This is a genomic window from Paraburkholderia sp. (assembly GCF_028283785.1).
Lineage (GTDB): Bacteria > Pseudomonadota > Gammaproteobacteria > Burkholderiales > Burkholderiaceae > Paraburkholderia.
This window is the reverse complement of the sequence record NZ_JAPWKB010000020.1, coordinates 165946-186380: the sequence shown is the minus strand read 5'-3', so window position 1 is coordinate 186380 and position 20435 is coordinate 165946. Positions and strand designations below refer to the sequence as shown.

14 protein-coding genes and 1 pseudogene are annotated in these 20435 nt (G+C 65.4%); 7 read left to right on the top strand and 8 right to left on the bottom strand.

What is annotated here, in order from left to right; all coding sequences use genetic code 11:
• Window positions 1-15 precede the first annotated feature (15 nt).
• The 3 genes from scpB to PW947_RS29950 form a co-directional block, all read right to left on the bottom strand.
• Entirely contained in the window at window positions 16-1200 is a 1185-nt protein-coding gene (gene scpB, locus PW947_RS29960) for an SMC-Scp complex subunit ScpB (protein WP_299636338.1), read from the bottom strand.
• A 327-nt stretch (window positions 1201-1527) separates the two neighbouring features.
• Window positions 1528-2715: a pyridoxal phosphate-dependent aminotransferase gene (locus PW947_RS29955; RefSeq protein WP_299636336.1), complete on the bottom strand. Its 1188-nt coding sequence runs from the start codon at window positions 2713-2715 to the stop codon at window positions 1528-1530.
• Between the two features lie 76 nt (window positions 2716-2791).
• Entirely contained in the window at window positions 2792-3694 is a 903-nt protein-coding gene (locus tag PW947_RS29950) for a LysR family transcriptional regulator (RefSeq protein WP_299636334.1), read from the bottom strand.
• Between the two features lie 404 nt (window positions 3695-4098).
• Here PW947_RS29950 and PW947_RS29945 point away from each other — a divergent pair.
• A pseudogene (locus PW947_RS29945) lies at window positions 4099-4485 on the top strand (transposase); the annotation flags it as partial.
• Window positions 4486-5029: 544 nt separating this feature from the next.
• Window positions 5030-5281, top strand: a complete 252-nt coding sequence (locus PW947_RS29940; protein ID WP_299636328.1) for a hypothetical protein — start codon at window positions 5030-5032, stop codon at window positions 5279-5281.
• A 367-nt stretch (window positions 5282-5648) separates the two neighbouring features.
• Here the strand turns inward: PW947_RS29940 and PW947_RS29935 are convergent, their stop codons facing one another.
• Entirely contained in the window at window positions 5649-5966 is a 318-nt protein-coding gene (locus PW947_RS29935; protein ID WP_299636326.1) for a hypothetical protein, read from the bottom strand.
• 264 nt (window positions 5967-6230) lie between these two features.
• Between PW947_RS29935 and PW947_RS29930 the strand changes: the two genes are divergently transcribed.
• The 4 genes from PW947_RS29930 (at window position 6231) to PW947_RS29915 (ending at window position 9656) form a co-directional block, all read left to right on the top strand.
• The gene (locus tag PW947_RS29930) at window positions 6231-6950 is read left to right on the top strand and encodes a YdcF family protein (RefSeq protein ID WP_299636324.1); all 720 of its coding nucleotides are present in this window, start codon (window positions 6231-6233) and stop codon (window positions 6948-6950) included.
• Between the two features lie 276 nt (window positions 6951-7226).
• Window positions 7227-7478 (top strand): hypothetical protein, encoded by a 252-nt coding sequence (locus tag PW947_RS29925; RefSeq protein ID WP_299636322.1) that lies wholly within the window; start codon window positions 7227-7229, stop codon window positions 7476-7478.
• A 162-nt stretch (window positions 7479-7640) separates the two neighbouring features.
• Window positions 7641-7898 (top strand): DNA-binding protein, encoded by a 258-nt coding sequence (locus tag PW947_RS29920; RefSeq protein ID WP_299636321.1) that lies wholly within the window; start codon window positions 7641-7643, stop codon window positions 7896-7898.
• 468 nt (window positions 7899-8366) lie between these two features.
• Window positions 8367-9656, top strand: coding sequence for an EAL domain-containing protein (locus tag PW947_RS29915; protein WP_299636319.1), 1290 nt, complete (start codon window positions 8367-8369; stop codon window positions 9654-9656).
• A gap of 45 nt (window positions 9657-9701) precedes the next feature.
• On the opposite strand, the gene arfB is transcribed toward PW947_RS29915, so the two are convergent.
• On the bottom strand, window positions 9702-10112 hold the full coding sequence (gene arfB, locus PW947_RS29910; RefSeq protein ID WP_299636317.1) for an alternative ribosome rescue aminoacyl-tRNA hydrolase ArfB: 411 nt from the start codon (window positions 10110-10112) through the stop codon (window positions 9702-9704).
• Between the two features lie 138 nt (window positions 10113-10250).
• On the opposite strand from arfB, the gene PW947_RS29905 reads away from it, so the two are divergent.
• Complete coding sequence (locus PW947_RS29905) at window positions 10251-10889, top strand: VC0807 family protein (RefSeq protein ID WP_299636315.1); 639 nt, start codon at window positions 10251-10253, stop codon at window positions 10887-10889.
• Here the strand turns inward: PW947_RS29905 and PW947_RS29900 are convergent.
• Genes PW947_RS29900 through recC form a run of 3 tightly spaced genes read right to left on the bottom strand, consistent with a single transcriptional unit; the run spans window position 10855 to window position 20272 of the window.
• Complete coding sequence (locus tag PW947_RS29900; RefSeq protein WP_299636313.1) at window positions 10855-13017, bottom strand: AAA family ATPase; 2163 nt, start codon at window positions 13015-13017, stop codon at window positions 10855-10857. The genes PW947_RS29905 and PW947_RS29900 overlap by 35 nt on opposite strands.
• Entirely contained in the window at window positions 13014-16805 is a 3792-nt protein-coding gene (gene recB, locus PW947_RS29895) for an exodeoxyribonuclease V subunit beta (RefSeq protein WP_299636311.1), read from the bottom strand. Before recB ends, PW947_RS29900 begins: the two co-directional genes overlap by 4 nt.
• Window positions 16802-20272 carry an exodeoxyribonuclease V subunit gamma gene (recC, locus tag PW947_RS29890; protein ID WP_299636309.1) on the bottom strand — a complete coding sequence of 1157 codons (3471 nt, stop codon included), beginning with the start codon at window positions 20270-20272 and terminating at the stop codon, window positions 16802-16804. Before recC ends, recB begins: the two co-directional genes overlap by 4 nt.
• Window positions 20273-20435 lie beyond the last annotated feature (163 nt).

The following is a 20435-nucleotide window of genomic DNA, read 5'->3' as shown; positions in this document are numbered from 1 at the left end:
AAAAGTTCGGTTACGTCAGGCGCTACGCGACGCGGTTTCGTCGTCGGTCAATTCGCCTGCGTCCTCGGCAGGAGCCTGGCGACCTTGTGGATCGTCTTGCGCCGCCTGTGTCGGGTTCGGTCCAGCGGCGAGATCCGCATCGCGGAGTTCGTCGGGGCCGTGCGCGGGTAATGCCGGATCCGCCGGATCGGCGTGTTCGGCCGGCTCCGCGTTCGATACGGCACCGGCGGCATGCTCGGCGTCGCCGGATTGCGAATCTTCGGGTGTTGCAGGTAATGCGTGTGCTTCGGGTGTTTCCTGATGCGTGTGGATTCGCGCATCGGACGACGCATCGACACCATCGCCGATCTCGGCTTCAGCCGCTACTTCGGGCTGAACACCATCTGCGGCGAGTGCTGCGTCATCGTGTGGTGCGTCGGCGCGTTGCGCTTCGGCGTGCTGTGCGTCGGCTTGCGACGCATGAACCGCCGCGTCCGCTTCGTCCGCGCCGGCATTGTGCTCGACTGGTCCGGCAACGGAAGTCTCAGCTATTTCCGTTCCCGCTTCGATCGCGACAGCCGCGACGCCCGATTCTCCCGCTCCGATTTCAGCGCCACTGTGTTCCAGCGCGCTTTCGACGGCTTGCGCGGACTCGCCTTCGGCGAATTCGATCGCATGCTGACCGAGCAGATCGACATTCAGTTGCGCGGACGGATCGACCAGCGGCGGCAATTCGTCGAGCGCGCGCAGACCGAGATCGTCGAGAAACTGACGGGTGGTCGCGTACAGCGCCGGACGGCCGGGCACATCGCGATGACCGATCACTTCGATCCAGTTACGGTCTTCCAGTTGCTTGACCACCTGCGTGTTCACCGTGACGCCGCGAATTTCTTCGATATCGCCGCGGGTGACCGGTTGGCGGTACGCAATGATCGCGAGCGTCTCAAGTACCGCGCGCGAATATTTCGGCGGTTTCTCGGGATGCAGACGATCCAGATAAGTCCGCATCGCGGGTTTGCTTTGAAACCGCCATCCCGACGCCAGCCCGACCAGCTCGACACCGCGCCCAGACCAATCCCGCTTCAGGTCTTCGAGCAACGTGCGGACCGTGTCTGCCGACACGCCGTCGGCAAAGAGCTTGCGCAATTCATTGAGCTTTAACGGCTCCTGCGCACAGATCAAGGCAGTCTCGAGGACGATCTTCGCCTCTTGGGTATTCATGCAGCTAGGTCAGACCCTGTGGTCAAAGAACCGGATCAAAACGACGAAACAGACGATATGGAACTGAAGACGCGCTCGCCCGATTCTGATCGGTCATATTGATGGGAGCACGCACCGGGGGGAGGCGAAACAGGCATCGAGCCAGACCCAGCCGGACGGAGCAGCGAAATTCCTGAAGGGAATCGCGTGAACTGAGCGCCATATTACGCAAAAACGTCCAGTGCGTAAAGACGAAATCCCGGCACACCGCATGCCGACGGCGCTCCACGGGCGGCTGTCCGGGGCTGGTCAGGCGCAGACGGTCGCGCCCGATGGATGCGCCGCCGACTAGCGATTCCCGAGAAACTGCCGCAAGCGTTCGACACCCATATCGAGCCGCGCCGGGTCGCACGCGTAGCACCAGCGGACGAAGCCCTCGCCTTCCGGTCCGAACGCGCTGCCGGGCGCGAGCCCCAATCCCACTTCGCGCACCAGCGACTTGCACAGCGTCAGGCTGTCGGACGCGCCGGGCAGGCTGAAGAACAGATACATCGCGCCGGGCGCGGCCTTCACGTCGACTCCGGGCAACCCCGACAACGCCTGCACCAGATGATCGCGCGACGCGTGCAGGTCGGCGACCAGCGCGCGTGTGACGGCTTCGCCCTGCTCGACCGCCGCGACGCCCGCCAACTGCACGAACGACGGCGCGCACGACGTGTTGTACTCGACCAGCTTCGCGAGATCGTCCATCAACGCGGCCGGTGCGACCAGCCAGCCTAGCCGCCAACCGGTCATCAGCCACGCCTTCGAGAACGAATTCACGCAGATCACACGTTCGTCGCGCGATGCCAGATCGAGGAACGACGGCGCGCAGCCCGCATCGTCGGAACCGGCGTAATAGAGCCGCTCGTACACTTCGTCGGCGACGATCCAGATGCCGTGCCGACGGCAATGGTCGAGCACGACTTGCTGCTGTTCCCGCGACATCACCCAGCCGGTCGGATTGTTCGGCGAATTGAGCAGCAGCATCTTCGTCTGCGGCGTCAGCGCGGCCAGCAGCCGGTCGAGATCCAGCGCCCAGCCATTTGCACCGTATTCGAGCGCGACCGTTTCGACCTGCGCGCCGAGGATCTTCGGAATCTCGACCAGATTCGGCCACAACGGCGTGACGGCGACCACCCGCTCGCCCGCGCCCACCACCAGCTGTGCAGCCAGCATCAACGCATTGACGCCCGCGCTCGTGACCGCCACGTGATCCACCGACGTCGCGCCGTGCAGCGCGCTGACATAACCGGCGAGCGCCGAGCGCAACGGCGCAATGCCCAGGTTATGCGTATAGAACGTCGCGCCGGCCGCGAGCGCATCGCTGGCGGCGTCGCGGATAAATTGCGGCGTGGTCCGGTCGGACTCGCCGAACCAGAACGGCAACACGTTATCGACGCCGAAACCGGCGTTCGCCACTTCACGAATCTGGGAAGGCCGCAGCGCGCGCACGGCGTCGCGTGCGTTCGGAGCGAGCCGGACCGAGTCAGTCATCGGAACATCCTGAAATTTTTTGAGGGCCAATGCAGCGAGACCGCCAGTGTAGCGTGGCGCGAACAATCAGATCAGATCAGATCAGATCCTCGGCACGCGCCGGAAGACGCCGGATCAAACCCCACACCGCCTCCGCCGCCGGCGACAGCGACCGGTCGCGCCGCCGCACGAGTTCGACCGTGCGCTCGGCGCGCGGCACCAGCGGGCGCGTGACGAGCGGCGCGTCGGCGGGCAGCGGCAGCGCCAGCCACGGCAGCACGCTGATTCCGATCCCCGCCTCGATTAGCCCGAAAACCGTCGCCGGATGCCCCAACTCCTGCACCACGTTGGCGCTGACGCCGTGTTGCGCGAGCAATGCGTCGATCAGCGGACGACTGCCGGACGCATAGTCGAGCATCACCAGCCGCTCGCCGGCCAGATCCGCCCATTCCACCTGCCGGTGCGCGGCGAGCGGATGATCGTTGCGCGTGACGATGCAAAACGCGTCAGTCATCAGCGGCTCGCTGTGCAGGTCGTCGGCTGCGACCGGACCGATCACGACGCCGAAATCCACTTCGCCCGACTTGATCTTGCGGATGCCGTCGCTTTGCACGTCGTCGCGCAGCGCCAGCGCGATATACGGAAACTGCTGACCGCACGCGGCCAGCACTTGCGGCATCAGACGGCACGCGACCGTCGGACTGGCCGCAACCACCACCCGCCCGCGCCGCTGTTCGCCGATTTCACGAATCTCGCGCAAGGTCTCGTCGAGATCGGTCAGCAACCGCGACACGCTCGACACCAGATTACCGCCCACATCCGTCAACTGGACTTCCCGCGTGGTCCGGTCGATCAGCTTCAGACCGATCTCCGTTTCCAGTTCGCGCACGCATCGGCTGACCGCCGATTGCGTCAGGCCGATTTCATCGCCCGCGCGACTAAAGCTCTGCAATCGCGCGACTTCGATGAAAACCCGCAATTGCCGCAGCGTCACATTCATCTTCTAGCCTCATCAATGAAAACAATTAATGCATTTTATATCGTTTCGAGACGAGCCAAAAAGCCCCGCAATCGTTTCGCTGCGATGCAGCAAAGAGGCGCAGACGCACGGCTGACGGGCCTGATTGCACAAGATTGGTGATTGTCCCGATTTGCTGAATGGTTTTTTTGGATTCTCATACGCCCCTAGCTAACACCGCCGCAGCCCCGATGCTGCGGGCTTTCCGGCGATTTACACGCACTTGGCACGCTTCATGCATTTGAAAGCGTACAGGGTCGGCGTCGAGGTTCCTGGTTCACGGGAACCGAGATATGCCAGATCCGGCCTGGGCACTCGAAAGAGTGCATGCAGAGTGCGCGGCGCGGGGCAGCGCACCGGAGTTAGCTTCGCTGAGGTGATACATGATGCTGTTCGACGATTTGAGAGACAACGAGTGGGCGCTGGTCGAGGCACTGTTCTGCGCTGAACCGGCACGTAGCGAACGACGCGGTCGTCCGCGTGTGGAAGCGCGTGCTGTGGTCAACGCTGTGCTGTGGGTGCTGTCGACGGGCGAAGGCTGGTCCAAACTTCCGGGCCGCTATCCGTCGCCGCCGACGTGCCGCCGCCGTTTCGACGAGTGGCAAGCCGACGGTACGCTCGCGGAAATTGTGAAACGACTCGGCACGAGCGGCCGTGAAGTCTCGCTGCGCGGCCGGATCGGCGCGACAGCAGCGAAGCCGCCGGCACCGCCGAGCCGCGATCGCCTGCGCGGCGCATTCTGGACCAATCCGGAATCCTGGCGCGCTCCGGTCAAGATGGCCTGATGAATTGTGTGTGACGATCGTGCGCTTCAGGCGCGCGATCGTCATCACTTCATCGTCCTCTGACCCGTTTGCGACGGACAATCGGCGGAATCCGTTCCTGCCCGATACGACCTCACGGTCATCGACAGCAGCCCGAAGGCACACCGCCTTCAGCTTTGTCACCAACACGCCGGCACCGGCGTTGTGCTTGACTCCCTCTCGTGGACTCCGATATGGCACCTGCTTCGTGCAGCGAGCCAGACTTGTCGTGCGCGTCGGTTCCGCGAATCTGCCGGATGACAGCCGCGTGGCAACGCACGCACCGGAAAGCGGCATCACGTGACGGTTCCGATTTGCGGCTCACCCGTTTTAGCGCTTCGAACCGGAATTCGCACGTAGCCCGTGTGGCAGCGAGCACGAAGCGCGCCATCCGATGAAGGCGGCACTTCACGAAACATCCATTTACTTTTAATTACAGCGTGCTTTCGCCGATGAGCCTACCGTAGACGTATGCAAACAAGCCTGCATCGCCCGGCTTGACGGGAGCCCCACCATGAAACCAATGTCACTGCTTCTGTGCGGCATTGTCGTTTCGTCGCTCGCCGCACCTTTGTTGGCGCAACAGCATCAACAGGGCTGGAACTGGCCGCCCGATCGCCCCACGGCGATCGAGACGCGTCAGCAGAACGATCATCCTCATGACTTCACGCCGCCTGCACCGCGCGGCGACCTGCGCGGCGATATCGCAAGCAACGTGCGCACGCGTCCGGAGCCGAATCGCGATGAGTCGCCACGGCGGCATTGAAGTGCAGTACGAAAACATTCGGTAATCGGGTGGAACCACACTGCCCGCAGCAAGTCTCATTGAATGCCATCAGCACAGCGTGGCAGAAGTAATCCGGTATGCCCGTATCCTCGTGATACGGGCTTTTTTTGGCCGGTTCAATATGCGGCGACGAATGCGCACGCGTACGACGTCCACGTGTGAACGCTCAGGAAAGCGACGCGGATCAGAAGCGAACGGGAAGACGAGTTGAGGAGAGCTTGAAGACGGCTTGAAAACCGATGACACCGGATAAAAAGCCCGGTAACGGCGTATCGCGCGGGGCGAAGAGTCCTCATCGCCGCTCGTCGGAGCAGCGAGGCATTTGAGTCGGAAGCCGATGCCGGAGTTACGGCCTGGCTTCGAGCACTGCGGCCGGCTCGGGATGCAGCGCGACGTATTCGTTTGTCCGGTGCGCGTCCCAGGTCAGAGAGCGTTCGTCGCGAGCGAGCCGTTGAAACTCGGCCCTGCCCCGATCGGTCAGCACGGCGATATCTACGGGTGCATGAAAACCGGGAGCCGGTGCGACGGTGCGCTGGCGAACCGTTTCCATCAGGCCTAGCGCGCGCAGATATCCGAATACGCCCGGGCGTCGAGCCCATGGCACCTGGCGATATTGCGCCCGCCTCAGCGCTTCAAGTACCGCTTCGTTGGAATACGTGGTCATCTCACTTCTTTCTTAAAGTGCAGCCATGACACAACTTTGCGCAGCACATCACGGCGTCGCTCGTGACGCGCGTAGCACCCACCCGTAGCCGGAGTGCACGCGGGATCGCCGCGGTCGCCTCCTGCCTGGCGCTGTTTGTTGTCTTTCAGGGACCCCCGTATTACCGCGTGATAGCGTTCTGCTGGCGAGCCGACGATGCAACCATTGCGGTGCGATGGCCGGTGCGTTCGCGTGTCCCTAAACCCATACGTTACCCCAATTAAATTGATTCTATTCACTTTATTAGTGCTTTTTTTTGCAGCAATCCTGCTTTGGAAACGCGCCCGCGTGCCGCTCGCAATCGCCGCTGCGCTGCTGTTCTGGCTGATCGGCGCCGGATGGCTCAGCGCGCCACTATTGCACTGGGCGCAAGACAACCGGACCAACGGTGAAGCCACGCACTTCGCGGCGCGCACCGCAATCGTGGTGCTGGGCGGCGGTACGGAATACGACGATGACGACCATCTGATTCCCAAGCACGACGCGCTGACGCGCGTGAAAGTGGCCGCCACCACCTATGCCGATTGCCGCAAAACCGGCGCGACGTGCACCGTCATCCTGAGCGGCGGCAATCCTCAGCATCACGAAGCGGCCGAAGCCGACGTCTACCTGCCCTATCTGCTCGAACGCGGCGTGCCGCGCACCGACGCGATCGTCGAAAACCGCAGCCTGACCACATACGAAAACGCACGCTATGTCGCCGGCATCGTGAACCACAATGGCTACGACGCATTGATCGTCATCACGTCCGCCTACCATATGCCGCGCGCGCTGCTCGACTTCCATCGTTTCGCAATGTCGCCGCAACCGCTGATCTCGAATACGCGCCACGTGCGGGTCGGATTTCTGCCGCGAATCGATAACTGGATCAGCGCCGAAACCGCGCTGCACGAACTGATCGGGATTGCACAATTTCATGTGTATCGTGCAATCGGACGCTTTTAGGCGAGTGTTGTTAAGGATGTTTTTAAGTGTCGACAACGCCGTTCGCGCCCTGCGACTTCGCACGCATTCGCTGGAATGTGGCGGTTTCACCCACGTTTTATTGACCGATTCACCGGATTATCCGAACAAGCTGCGACGCAGTGTGGTGTAACGGGATGTAACGATACGCGGGCAAGGTTACAAAATCTGTCGTGGAGCGGAAATTGCTGCCTAGAATTCACTGTCTTCCCGGTCGGAAGGGCGTAAGCCGGCCATAACCACTGTACGGAGGTAACGATGAAAAAAGTGTCCCTGGCGATTCTGGTTTCCCTCTCCGCGTTGACGGGCGCCGCGTATGCGCAAGACAACGGCGTCATGATGAGCACCGACCCCGCCAAGGCGGCCGATGTCGAACAGCGCGCGCAAGCTCTCCAGGCGCAGCAGCAGATGAACGACAGCGCGCCCGCGCCGATGCACAAGAAGCCGATGCATCACAAAAAGCCTGCCAAGAAGATGAGCGCCGCGCCCGCCGACGCCGCAAGCCAGTAATCCAGCGCGCCGACGCGCGTCGAGCGCCCGGTTGCAAGGAGAGAAAGCCGAAGCCGGTCATGCCGGTTTCGGCTTTTTAGTTGCTGGGGCGCGGCTGACGGTATGCTAAAGTCGCGCACCGAAATTTCCCCAACCCATGCGCACCTTGGTGCGGAGGACAGAATGAGCAACATCCAACTGGATATCGAATGGACCGAAGCGGCGTCGCGCAAGATCGAGAAGCTGATGCCGCGCGGCGGACAGGAAGCGTATCTGGCGCTGCCGCCGGTCGAGTGCCTGCCGATGGAAGGCGACGTGCTGTTTCTTGGCCCTGACGGCAAGCAGCAACCGTTCATCGTCGTGGAGCGTCAATATCACCACGACGGCGACGCCGACTGGACCATCATCCTGATCCTCGACGTGCCGCAAGCGGCGCATTGATATCCCGCTGACGCGACGCCGCGCCGGGCAACCGGCGCGCAAACCGCGACCAGCGAACAGAATGGCCGGCGATGCATCCGACGATGCATCGCCGGCCGTTTCATTTTCGTGCTGCGCAAACCGCAAAACGCGGCCGCAAACGTATCGCTGCAACAGTGCGCACAGCCCGCGCCGAAAGCGCTTCCACGCCCGCCACGAGAGTCCGCAACGGACGTGTCCGGCCGCACATTTCACGGGTGGTTTAACCCGTACAGTCACTCCATATTCGAACTGCTAGACTGTTTTCGACCAATCCGTGGAGACCAGCGTGGCTGCCAATGTTCTGCGAGTCTGCGGGGCTGGCCGGCATCGCCGTGCCCGGCTGACGACCGCACGTCGGTACGGTGCGGCAAGGCTGCGCGTTGAGCTTTCCACCTTACCTTGGGTCATGACTTGCGCGCCGCTCTCTACCCTTTCGCCTCTGCCGCCATGCCGACCGTCGACGATCCGACGCTGACCGGTCTTCTGCCGCATCTCACGCGCGAAGAGTCCGGCTGGACCGCCACCTGGCGCGCGCTGACCTTGCACAGCGTGTTCCAACCCGTGCTGTCGATCACGCATCAGCGGATCGTCGGATACGAGGGTTTGTTGCGCGCGTTCGATCCGGTCGGCTTGCCGGTGTCGCCCGAAGTGCTGTTCTCGGGCACGCGCTCGGCTGCCGAAGCGCGTGAACTCGACCGCATCGCGCGCTGCCTGCACGTCGCGAACTTCATGGATCAGGGCATCGAAACCGGCTGGCTGTTTCTGAACACGCGGCCGCAGGTGTTCGAGACCGGCTGGCCGCAACGCGCGTTTATCGACGAGTTGTCCGCGCATTTCGGCCTCGCGCAAGAGCGCATCGTGATCGAAGTGCTGGAGCAACCGGCGGACGACGAATCGGCGGTCGCGAGCATGCTGACTGCGTCGCAGCCGCGCGACTTCCTGATCGCAATCGACGATTTCGGCACCGGCTTCTCGAACTTCGACCGCGTGTGGCGCTTCCGCCCGGACATCGTCAAGCTCGACCGTTCGCTGGTGCAGCGCGCGGCCAAACAGGAAGGCGACGATTCGCTGATCAGCCATTTGATCGCGATGCTGCATCAGTCCGGTGCACTCGTGCTCGCCGAAGGCGTCGAGACCGACGAAGAACTGATGATCCTGATGCACGCCGACGTCGATTTCATTCAGGGCTTCCGCCTCGGCCAGCCGAAAGGCTCGATCGAGGCCGCCTCTGCACTCGTGCCCGGCGTGCTCGAATCGATGTGGAGCCAGTACGCCGACTACGAACGCGCGCATGCACGCGGTCCGCGTCTCGGCTTCGACGGCTTTGCCGAAGCCGTGCTCGACGCGGCGAAAGACTACGCGTCGAACGGCGATCTGACGGCGGCTGCGCAACATGTGTTTCGGGTCGCGTCGGCGCGTCGCGTGTTCGTCACCGACGAGCGCGGCGAGCAGATCATGCCGTCGGTGACGGCCTGCTATGTCCCACCGCCGCCGCAACGCCTCGCGCCGCTGTTTACCGACGTCAAGACCAACTGGTCGCGTCGCGCGTATTTCAAGCACGCGCTAGCCGCGCCCGGTCGCGTGACGATGATGGGACCGCACTGCTCGCTGATCGACGGCGAGGATTGCTATACGGCGGCCGTGGCGCTCAAACGCGGCGACGCCACCTATGTGTTGTGTGCGGATTTCATTCCCGCCGGTGCCTCGGCGAACGGGCCGGGTTGCGGGCGGCGTTGAGCGCGTGCTGAACCGGACTGATTGAGTGCGGCAAAACCCGCGTGTTCAATCGTCCGTGTGACCGCGCCCGCGTCCGGATTTGATCTCGCTGCGCTTCGACTTGCCGTCGAGCCGACGCAGATTCGACGCCCGCGTGGGCCGCGTCGCGACCCGATGCTTGCGGGTCGCGCTGACGCTCTCGATCAACTGCTCCAGCCGCGCCAGCGCCGCCGCCCGGTTCATCTCCTGCGTGCGGTGTTCCTGCGCCTTGATGATCACGACGCCGTCTCGCGTCAAACGATGATCGGACAGCGCCAGCAGACGCATCTTCAACACTTCCGGCAATGACGACGCCCGCACGTCGAAGCGCAAGTGAATCGCGCTCGATACCTTGTTGACGTTCTGACCGCCCGCGCCTTGCGCGCGCACTGCGGTGAGTTCGATTTCGTTCGGCGGGATCGGATAGCGGACGGTCATGGTGTCGATGATGGACGGCGAATTGCCGGTGTGCCAGTGTACACAGCGCTATCGGCGACGGGTTGCGGGCTGACCGGGAGATCGCCGATACTGGCGCGCTGCCGTCTGTTTCCCACCTCGCCCCTCACACCTGTCCAGATGAAACTGCGTCCTGCGTTCGTGCTCGAAATGCTCTTCAACCTGCTGCTGCCGTGGCTCGCTTACCGGTATGCGCAGCCGCATTGGGGCGAGACCGGCGGCCTGATCGCGTCGGCGGTTCCGCCGCTGGTGTGGAGCGCCGTCGAACTCGCGCGCTTTCGCCGCGTCGATGCGCTGAGCGCGATCGTGCTCGCCGGGATCGTGCTGTCGATCGGTGCGATGGCGCTGGGCGGCAGTCCGCGCATGCTGCTGTTGCGCGAATCGCTGGTGTCGGGCGCGGTCGGCGTCGCTTTTTTGATGTCGCTCGCGATGCGCCGTCCGCTGATCTTTCACCTCGCGCGCGCGACCGTCGCCCGCGAATCTGCCGATGGTCCCGCGCGTCTCGACGCCGCGTGGCACGAGCGCCCCGCGCTCGCATCGACCTTCCGGCTGATGACGCTCGTATGGGGCAGCGGACTGACCGCCGAAACGGCAATCCGCGCGTGGCTCGCATGGACGTGGCCCGTCGAGCGCTTTCTGGTGGTGTCGCCGGTAATCAGCTACGCGATCTACGGTGGACTGACCGCCTGGACCTTCTGGTTCCGCAAGCGCCTGCAAACTCGCGTCACCGTGTCCGCCGCGCCGCCGAACGCGCAGTAGCCGGCGCGGGCCGCGCCATCTCGGCGATCCGCGCCGCCAGCCCCGAATCGCGTTGCGTCGGCGTCGCGACCGCCTGCGCGAACACAGCGCGCGCGCCGATCACCTCGACCCGCGTCCGCGCACGCGTGATCGCCGTATAGACCAGCTCACGCGACAACACGCGACTGAAGCTGGACGGCAACATCAACACCGCATGCTCGAACTCCGAGCCCTGCGACTTGTGCACCGTCAACGCGAACGCGGTGTCGTGCGGCGGCAGCGCGGCCGGCGACACCGCGCGCATCCCGCCGTCGCCGGTGCGGAAATACACGCGCAACGCGCCGTCCGCGCCCGGCAACGCAATGCCGATATCGCCGTTGAACAGACCCAGCGCATAGTCGTTGCGCGTCACCATCACCGGACGTCCCGGAAACCATTGCGCGCCCACAGCGAGCGGCACGCGCGCCGCGCGGCGAACCTGCGCGGACATGGTGGCATTCACCTGATCCACGCCGCGCTGACCGGCGCGTGTCGCGCACAGAATGCGGAACCGGTTCAACGCGTCGAACAGCGGTAACGGATCGGGCGAGTCCGAGGCCAGCGCATCGGCGAGCGCGTCCGCATACGGTGCGAATCCGGCCGCCAGTCGCGCGACCGTACGCTCGCCCGGCGACGCCTGCGTGTCTTCGTAGAGCGCGGCGGCGCACGGCGCGGACGGATCGATGTCGAGCGTGTCGAGCGCTTCGGTTGCAGCGCCGCGCCGGATCGCCAGCGACAGACGGCCAATCGCCGAGTCGAGTCCGAACCGGTAATTCCGTTCGAGCCAGACGACGCAGTCGGCCAGCGGCGTGTCGGTGTTGGCGCCTGCTTTTGCATGCGCGCGTGCGTCGCCATCGGCAAGATCGCTGGCGTCGGCGCCGCCAAAGTCTCCGGCAAAGCGTTCCGCGCCACCCGCGCCGGCATCGTCCGCCCGATCGAACCCGGCGAACGCGTCGTCGCCGCCGAAGCCCGCGAACCCGTCGAATTCGTCGACGATGTCGCCGTCGTCCTGCGGCGCATCGGCACGCGGCAACGCCGCCGAAAACTGCTGCGGATCGATCTGCAGCGCAGCCGCGATCGCATCCACGCCCGCCGTCGAAAATCGCGGCTGTGCGCTCAGTTCCGCGAACACCGCGCCCGCTTCGACCGCCGCGAGCTGGTCCTTGTCGCCGAGCATCACGAGCCGCGTATGCGGCGCGACCGCGTCGAGCAGATGCGCGGCCATCGCGACGTCGATCATCGACGCCTCGTCGATCACGATCACGTCGTAAGGCAACGGATTATCGCGATGGTGGCGGTAGCGCCCGTTCGGCCCCGAGCCCAGCAGACGATGCAGCGTATACGAGGTTTGCGGCAAGCTGTTCGCCAGCTCCGGCGGCAGATCGCCGGCTCGCGCGAGCAACGCTTCCTGCATCCGTTGCGCGGCCTTGCCGGTCGGCGCCGCGAGCGCGATCCGCAAATCCGCGCGGCTATCGAGCAGGCACGCCAGCACGCCGACCACCGTGGTCGTCTTGCCCGTACCCGGCCCGCCGCTGACGATCGTCAGCCGTCCGGACAGCGCCATCACCGCCGCAACACGTTGCCAGTCGACCTCCGCGTCGCGCGGCTCGCCGAAGTAACGCAGCAGACGCGCGTGCAACACGTCTGCGCTGGCGGCCCGATGCGCGTCCGATCCTTCCGCAGCGCTGACCGCGCCCGCATGCGCGACCAGTGAACGGGCAAGGCGTCGCTCGTAATCGTAGTAACGCGCGAGATAAAGACGCCCCTGTCCGTCGACGACTAGCGGCCGCAACGCCGACGCCGCCTGCGTGCCGTCGCACGCGACGCCGCTGTCGAACAGCGCACGGCGCACCTCCGCGGCCGCCGCGTCGTAACGCAACGCCAGCACCGGCAAGGGCACGCAGACGTGGCCTTCGGCGGTCGCGCGACTTGCGGCGAACGCCGCGCGTGCCGCCCACCGGATGCTTGCCGGCGACGCGCCCGAGCGCCGCGCGAGCATGCCGATGCGCCGCGCGAACCCTTCGGCCAGCGCCATACTGAAATCGGCCGGCGCGGGAAACGCCGGAAGATTCAGTTCGATATCGAAACCCGCCTGAACCGGTGTGCTCATACCGCACCTCCGCGCATCAGCGCGTCGAGCGCGACCACGAGTTCATACGATGGACGCCGCGCATGCACGCCTGCCGCGCGACTGTCGCCGCCCGCGTCACTTGTGAGGTCGCGCCACGAAGGCCGCACCCCGCGCACGAACAGATACAGATAACCGCCGATATGCGTGTCGTACGCGTAATCGCGCACGCGAACCCGCAAATAACGATGCAGCGCGACCGTGTAGAGCAGCGCCTGCAAGTGATACGCGTGACTCGCCATCGCCGCTTCGAGCGACCCCGCGTCGTAGTCTTGCGCCGATTCGCCGAGGTGATTCGACTTCCAGTCGAGGATCCAGAAGCGCCCTTGATGCTCGACGATCATGTCGATAAATCCTTTGACGAAGCCGCGCAACGCGCCGTTTTCGAGCGCGACGTCGGGGTAACCGTGCGCCGTCAGCAACGCGCGCAACGCATGAAAATCCATCGACGGCGCGGCGAACATAAACTCGAGTTCATTCAGCCGACGCTCGGGATCGAGCGTCGCGAGCGTGAAGCCGGGCACGAGTTCGGTTGCGACCACGTCCGCGAGCAGGTTGTGCATCATCGCCGGCAGTTGCGCGGCAAGTTCCGGCGCGGCAGGCGCAGGCCGCTCGCGCAACGCGCCTTCGATCGCTTTGGGCCACGTCGAGCGATCCGAGAAATCGGCCAGCTCGAACATCCGGTGCAGACAGTCGCCCGCCGCCGCGCCGCGCGGGAAATGCAGGATGTCGTCGGCCGGCACCACGAATGCGTTCGGCTCGCCACGGCGCAGATCGAGCGCGAACGCATCGAGCGACGCATCCTTCAACGCATCGGCTAGCTCATCGTGATCGGGCCGCGCGTCTTCCAGTTGCAACGCGCTCGCTTCGAGCCGGTGACCCGCCGCGATCAAACCGCTGAAACTCGCCATGCGCCACTGATCGCGCAATTGACGCCGGTTCGAACGCGCGCGCATCGTCTGGCCGCTGTCGTCGCGGCTTTCGAGCGGCGTGCGCCCGGCCGGTTCCGGCAAACGCCCGATCGAGATCGGCCCCATCGCGAGCGCGCGCCACCGGTTCATCACCTCGGATTCTTCCGGCGGGTCCGTCAGCCAGTCGTCGAACTGATAGCCCTCGCCCGCCACCAGCCAGTTCAGCACGCTGCGCCGCGATTCCTTGGTCGAGCGCTTGGCCAGATACGCGCCCGTCACCAGATAGCAGCGATACACCGCGCGCGTCAGCGCCACATAAACGAGGCGCGCGCGTTCGGCAGCCTGCTCGCGCATCGCGTGACGCGCCGCACGTTCGGCCTGCTCGTCGTCCGCGCCGTAATGGAGCACGGCGTCGCCGCTGTCGTCGTGATATTCACGCGCATCGGGCAAGCCGGTGGAAGGCGGATCGCGCAACGCGCCGTCGTTCAGGAACGGACAGAACACGACCGCATATTCGAGACCTTTCGACTTGTGGACCGTGACGATCTGCACCAGATTGCGGTCCGATTCGAGCCGCAGTTGCGCCTCTTCGCCGCCACCGCCTTGCGCGCGTTGCGCGGCCAGCCAGCGCAGCGTCGGCGCGATGCCCGGTTGTTCGGCGGCACGCGCCTGCACGAGTTCGGCCAGATGATTCACGTTAGTCAGACGACGCTCGCCGTCCGCACCCGCAACCAGCCGCTGCGCGACCCGCAATTCGCGCATCAGCGTGCGCCACATCACCGCGAAGCCGCGCTCATGCCACAAGGTCCGGTAACGCGAGAAGCGCTCAACCCAGCCCATTGCGTCGGCGGCATGCGCGGGGTCGTCGGCGGATGCGGGCGCGTCGGCGACCTGCTCCATCCGCCACAACGCGGACGCGTCGAGACCCAGCCAGTCGGTCGACAAAGCGGCGCGCAACCGACGCAGATCGCCGGGCGTATCGACCGCGGCCAGCACCCGTTCGATCTGCTCGGCGTCGAGCGTCGCGAACACCGACGCCTGCGCCAGTTCCACGCTGCCGACGCCCCACGCGGCCAGCACGCGCTTGATCAGACTGCCCTGCTTGTGGGTCTGCACCAGCACCGCGATATTGCCCGGCGCGAGCGGCGTATCGCCGATCATCACCGCGCCGTTGCGCGCCCCGCGCAGCAGCCGCACGATCTCGGCCGCACAGGCTTCGGCGGCGGCGCGCTGCGCGTCGCGCTTGGTCAGCGCGGCATCGCCCGACGGCAAGGTCCAGATGCGGAAATCGCCGTTCGCGGACGGCGTGTCGAACGCGTCGAACGGATCGGCCTCGCCAGCGGTCGCGTCGGTCAACGGCGGACGCTGGCGCGCGCCCGCTTCGACCGGTTGATAGTCGAGACCGTCGAGCACGAACGCGCGCGGATTCGCTTCGAAAATCCAGTTGCACGCGGCGACGATCGGCGCGGTGGAACGCTGGTTGACGGCCAGCGTATAACGCGCCGACGCTGCCGCACGCGCGGCCAGATACGTATGCAGATCCGCCGCGCGAAAACTGTAAATGGCCTGCTTCGGATCGCCGACCAGGAACAGCGGTCCGGCAGGCGCGAAAATGCGGCTGAAGATCGCGAACTGCAACGGGTCGGTGTCCTGAAACTCGTCGATCAGCGCAGCCGGATAGCGCGCGCGCAACGCATCGGACAACCACGGATGCGCGGCCAGCGCGCGATAGAGATTCGACAGCAGATCGTCGAACGACACGACCCGACGCGTGCGCTTGCGCGCCGCGAGTTCGACGGGCGCGTAGTCGAGCCAGCGCTGCACGATGTCGAGCCAGCGCGCGCGTTGCGCGTCCTCGGCCGCGACGACCGCCGCCGCGAGTTCGTCCGCGTGCAGGAAAAACGGATGCTCGGGTGGCTCGAACTTGACCTTGGTCGCCTTCTTCAACGCCGACGCAGTCAGCTTCAACGCCGCGCGCGGTGGCGCGGCGTGGCAATCGTCGAGCGCGAAATAGTCGTTCCACGCGGCAATCGCGGCCGCGACGAGTTCCGGCTTGTGCGAGGTTTTGCTCAGCCGCTCCTGAACCTGTTGAAGCAGCGCGACGATCGAATCGCGTTCCGCGCGCCACATCGCGCATGCGGCGTCGAAACCGATCCGTGGATCGGCTTCGACCGTCGACGTGGCCAGACCATTCGCGCCGCCCCAACGCAGCACCGCGAGCGGCTTCTTCAGACGACGCGCCAGTTGCTCATCGAGCGATGCCGGCCCCGCGCGTTTGCCCACCAGCCACGCGGCGAACGCCGGAAAACGCGCGGCGACCGGCTCGACGCGCTCGCGCCAGAAGTCGGCGGCGAGTTCGAAGCGCAACGACGCGTCGTCGGCTTCCATATCGAACGCGAACGGCATCGCAGCGGCAAACGGCGCTTCCTGCAACGCGCGCTGACAGAACGCGTGGATCGTGTGGATCGCGGCCTGATCGAACGTGCGCAACGCGCGTCGCACGATCTTCCCGGCTTCGTCGCGATCGATGCCGCCGTCGTACGCGAGCGTGGTGTCGAAAAGTTGCTCGATAAACGGGTCGCCTGCAGGGTCGTCGAGTTCGATTGCGCGTTGCAGTTGCGCAAGCCGTCCGCGAATCCGCTCGTGCAGTTCGGCGGTGGCCGCTTTCGTGAACGTGACCACGAGGATCTGATCGGCGTTCAGCTTCTTTTCGAGCAGCAGACGCACGTACAGCGCGCAGATATTCCACGTCTTGCCGGTTCCCGCCGACGCCTCGATCTGGTTCACGCCGTCGAGCGCGCATCCGAATACGTCGAGCGCTTCGGGTGCCTGCGCCTGGGTCCATCCGGCCGCGCTCATGCCGCACCTCGCAGATGCGCGACCAGCGGCGTAAAGACCAGTGACGCGAGCGCGCCGAACGGTTCGTCGAGCGATAACGGCGTGCCGCGCAACGCGATGCGCAATGCCGGATCGTCCGACTCGCCGCGCACCCGGTCGCTCATCCACGCCGATTGCGCGGCGGACTCGCTGTCGCTGATCTTGGCCCACGCGCTCTTCGGGAAAAAGCGCAACGGCAGCCGACGCCCCGCGCCGTAGAGCGCAACCAGCGGCGCGAGATGGTCGAGCGGCGCACTGACCGGCGCGAGTTCGAACGACTCGCCACTGCCGTGCCACACGGTGCGGCGCGAGCCGTCCGGCAGCACCGCGCAGTAGACGAGATGGGCGAGCCACGCCGACAGATAGTCGCGCGCGGAAGGTTTGGCGTAGCGGAAAATCACGTGTCCTGTTTCAGTCAGCAGATTCAAGGTGCCGTGCAGTTGCAACGGCTGTCGAACGCGCGCGCTGTCGCGCAGCGCGGTGTCGTGCGGGCCGAACAGCGCAATGCCGCCGGTATCCGGCCATTGCGGCACGACGTCGAGCACGAACGGCCGACGCTCGACACCACCGGCCACTTCGCGGCGCACGCTGTCGGCCAGCTGGTTCAAGGCATTCAGTTCGCGCGCGCGCCACACCGCGCCGGTCGCGCCGCCCGGCAATTCCGGGCTCGCTTCCGCGACACGCCGCACGCGTTGGTGCAAGGTGGCGTCGCTGTGCGCGTACGCATCGTCGCGCTGGTCCGCGCCGCTATTGAGCAGCACCGGCAACAGCCGCTCGGCGAGCGTGTCGCGCCCGCCGTAGTCGAGCTCGAACGGTTCGGTGTCGAGCAGTTCGCCTTGCGCGTCTCGCAACACGATGCCGAGCCGATCGCGCAACAACGCGCGCGCCGGATGTCGCCAGAAACGGTCGAAATCGTCGAACGCGATCAGAGGGTCTGGATCGGCGGGAAGCGGTTCGGTGAAGAACGGCCGGACCGGCACGCCCGACGGATCGCGCGGCGCGGCCAGCAATCCGGCCAGTTCCGCGCGGTCGCTGTCATAGGTGAACAGACCGGATTGCGCGCCGAAGTAGTCCGACGCGAAAGCCTGCAACGGATGCTCGACGATAAACGCGCCGCGCGCCGTTTCGACTGCCTTCGGGCTCGCATCGGGTCCGGCCGACACCTGCGCCAGATAGTCGAGCAGTTCATCGACGAGCGCCGCGGGCGGCAACGGCGCGTTGTCGCGAATGCTGCGCCCGGTGTAGGCGATCAGCAGACGGTCGCGCGCGGCCAGCAGCAGGTCGAGAAAAAGGTTTTGCTCGTCGTCGCGGCGCTGGCGGTCGCCGGGCTTGCCGAACGCGGCCATCAGATCGAACTCGTCGGCGCGCGCGAGGCTCGGCAACACGCCGTCGTCCATTCCGAGCAGACACACGACCCGATACGGCAAACCACGCAAGCTCGTCAGCGACGAGAACGTCACGCTGCCCCAAGGCACGCCGCCGCGCGCCGGATCGTCGAGCGCTTCCGACAACGCCGTACGCACCACCGACGCCGGAATCGCGACGTTGTGCGCGCCCGCGCGCATCGCGTCGCTCATCGAATCCAGCGCATCGCGGACATCGGCGATCGAATCGGCAAACTCGACGCCCGGATCGAAGCACAGCGCCAGGGTTTCGAGCAGCAACTGGGTCCATTCGCCCGGCTTCTGATCCACCGCCACCGCGCGCGAAAAGCCGTCGATGTCGTCGACGAAACGGCCCAGACGGCCGAGCAGTTCCGCATCCGAGCCGTCGGCGCCCTCGACCGGCAACCATGCATCGACCGGCTCGCCGCCGTCCGGCATCGCGTAGCCGAGAAAGAGCCGCGTCAGCGCGTCGGAGAATGTGTGGCGCGCGACCGGCACGTCGGCTTCGGTCGGCTCGACGGGGGTGATGCCGCGCCGCGCGCCTGCCGCCGCGAGCCATTCCTGCGCCGCTTCCAGCGATGCGGCGTCGATTCCGTAACGCGCGCCGACGGCATCGACGCGCAGCCATTCGATCAGGTCCGGCGCACCGACGCTGCGCTCCGGCAACGCGAGCCAGTCGAGCAGCAGTCGCGCGACCGGGTTGGCCTGCGACGGCGGCAAGCCGGTAATCCGGTACGGAATCCGGCGCGTGTCGCCTGCGGGCGCGGTGCCGAACACCGCGTCGATCAGCGGACCGGCCACGCCGAGATCCGGAAACGCGACCAGCACGTCGGACGGTTGCAGGTCGTCGAACTCGTCGAACCAGCCCAACAAACGATCGTGCAACACTTCGAGCTGACGCGACAGGCTGTGGCACACGTGTATTTCGATGCCGCGTTGTTCCGGCATCACACCCGACTCCAGTTCCGGTTGCAGATCGAGCATGCCGTTTTGCAATGCGGCGAGCCATGTGGACGCCGGATTTTCCACGTAGTGTGATGCGTCGGCGAATGCGGCGCTCTCGGTCAGCTCGTTCAGCATGTGCAACTGCGCCTGGGTTTGACGTCCCCATTCGGCCAGCAACGGATGACCGCTGGTCTGATAGTCGAGCTGGTTGGCCGCGTCGAGCGATTCGATGCGCCCTTCGCTGACGATGTCGAACCAGAACTCGCGGCACGGGTTCATCACGTACAAACGCACGTCCACCCAACGCGACAGTTCGCGCAACAGCGCGACGTGCAGCGGCGGCATGGTCGGCAACGCGAACACGCTGACCGACTCCGGCCACTTCGCGCGCGAGATCGCGTCGAGATCGAGCGAGCGCACTTCCTCGAGGAAGCGGTAGGCAGGCGGCAACGCCTGTTCGCTCGCGTCGGACTTCGCGCCCCTGCGCGAGACGGGCGCCACCGGAATATCCTGCTGACCGTTGCGGTCGCCCTGAAGTTGCGCGAGTTCGGCGAGCAGCGCGCGCCACAACGCGGCCTGCCAGCGCTCGTCCTCGCGCGCGGCTTCGCTCGCGCCGACCAGACGCGGGCCGCCTTCGTCGGTTCCGCCCGCGAAGATCGAGCCGCCCTTCTGCCAGTGCAGCAACCATTCCGGACGATAGGTCAGATAGTGATCGAGCACGGTGGCGACGCGGCGCGCGAGTTCGTAGCGCATGGTGGCGTCGGCGGCATCGAGATAGGTGCGAAGACGCGGCGACGCGTTCCACGGCAGCGAGTCGTGCGGGTCGCCGAGCAGACGGTAGCAGCGCCACACGAGGCGATCCGGCGAGAACGGCGAGCGCTGCGGCACTTCGATCACACCGCCGATCCGCGCCCATAACCACTGCGCGAGATAGCTGAATTCGACGTTCGCGCACACGCCCTGGCGCACGGCGATATCGAGTTCGAGCCGACGCCTCACGGCCGCGCTCGGCACGATCACCGGTTGCGCGGTCCAGGGGCTGGACGGGGTGGCCGTCAGACCGTCGAGCAACGCATCGACGAGCGTTTCGTAACGGTTCGAATAGAAGAGCTGGAGCATGGAACCTATGGAAGCAGGCGGGCGCGCCGTCACATGACGGGCAGCCGCGAAAGACATGAAGCGACAGCATAACAAAGCGACACTTTCAACATAACCTGGCCGAATGGCCGAGGTCAGGAACGACGCGAAATCAGTTAGACTCGACGGCAGTTTTTATCGGACC

What these genes read in the sequence shown, in the direction of transcription:
- scpB (WP_299636338.1), bottom strand. Translation starts at nt 1,200, where the DNA reads ATGAATACCCAAGAGGCGAAGATCGTCCTCGAGACTGCCTTGATCTGT.
- PW947_RS29955 (WP_299636336.1), bottom strand. Translation starts at nt 2,715, where the DNA reads ATGACTGACTCGGTCCGGCTCGCTCCGAACGCACGCGACGCCGTGCGC.
- PW947_RS29950 (WP_299636334.1), bottom strand. Translation starts at nt 3,694, where the DNA reads ATGAATGTGACGCTGCGGCAATTGCGGGTTTTCATCGAAGTCGCGCGA.
- PW947_RS29940 (WP_299636328.1), top strand. Translation starts at nt 5,030, where the DNA reads ATGAAACCAATGTCACTGCTTCTGTGCGGCATTGTCGTTTCGTCGCTC.
- PW947_RS29935 (WP_299636326.1), bottom strand. Translation starts at nt 5,966, where the DNA reads ATGACCACGTATTCCAACGAAGCGGTACTTGAAGCGCTGAGGCGGGCG.
- PW947_RS29925 (WP_299636322.1), top strand. Translation starts at nt 7,227, where the DNA reads ATGAAAAAAGTGTCCCTGGCGATTCTGGTTTCCCTCTCCGCGTTGACG.
- PW947_RS29920 (WP_299636321.1), top strand. Translation starts at nt 7,641, where the DNA reads ATGAGCAACATCCAACTGGATATCGAATGGACCGAAGCGGCGTCGCGC.
- PW947_RS29915 (WP_299636319.1), top strand. Translation starts at nt 8,367, where the DNA reads ATGCCGACCGTCGACGATCCGACGCTGACCGGTCTTCTGCCGCATCTC.
- arfB (WP_299636317.1), bottom strand. Translation starts at nt 10,112, where the DNA reads ATGACCGTCCGCTATCCGATCCCGCCGAACGAAATCGAACTCACCGCA.
- PW947_RS29905 (WP_299636315.1), top strand. Translation starts at nt 10,251, where the DNA reads ATGAAACTGCGTCCTGCGTTCGTGCTCGAAATGCTCTTCAACCTGCTG.
- PW947_RS29900 (WP_299636313.1), bottom strand. Translation starts at nt 13,017, where the DNA reads ATGAGCACACCGGTTCAGGCGGGTTTCGATATCGAACTGAATCTTCCG.
- recB (WP_299636311.1), bottom strand. Translation starts at nt 16,805, where the DNA reads ATGAGCGCGGCCGGATGGACCCAGGCGCAGGCACCCGAAGCGCTCGAC.
- recC (WP_299636309.1), bottom strand. Translation starts at nt 20,272, where the DNA reads ATGCTCCAGCTCTTCTATTCGAACCGTTACGAAACGCTCGTCGATGCG.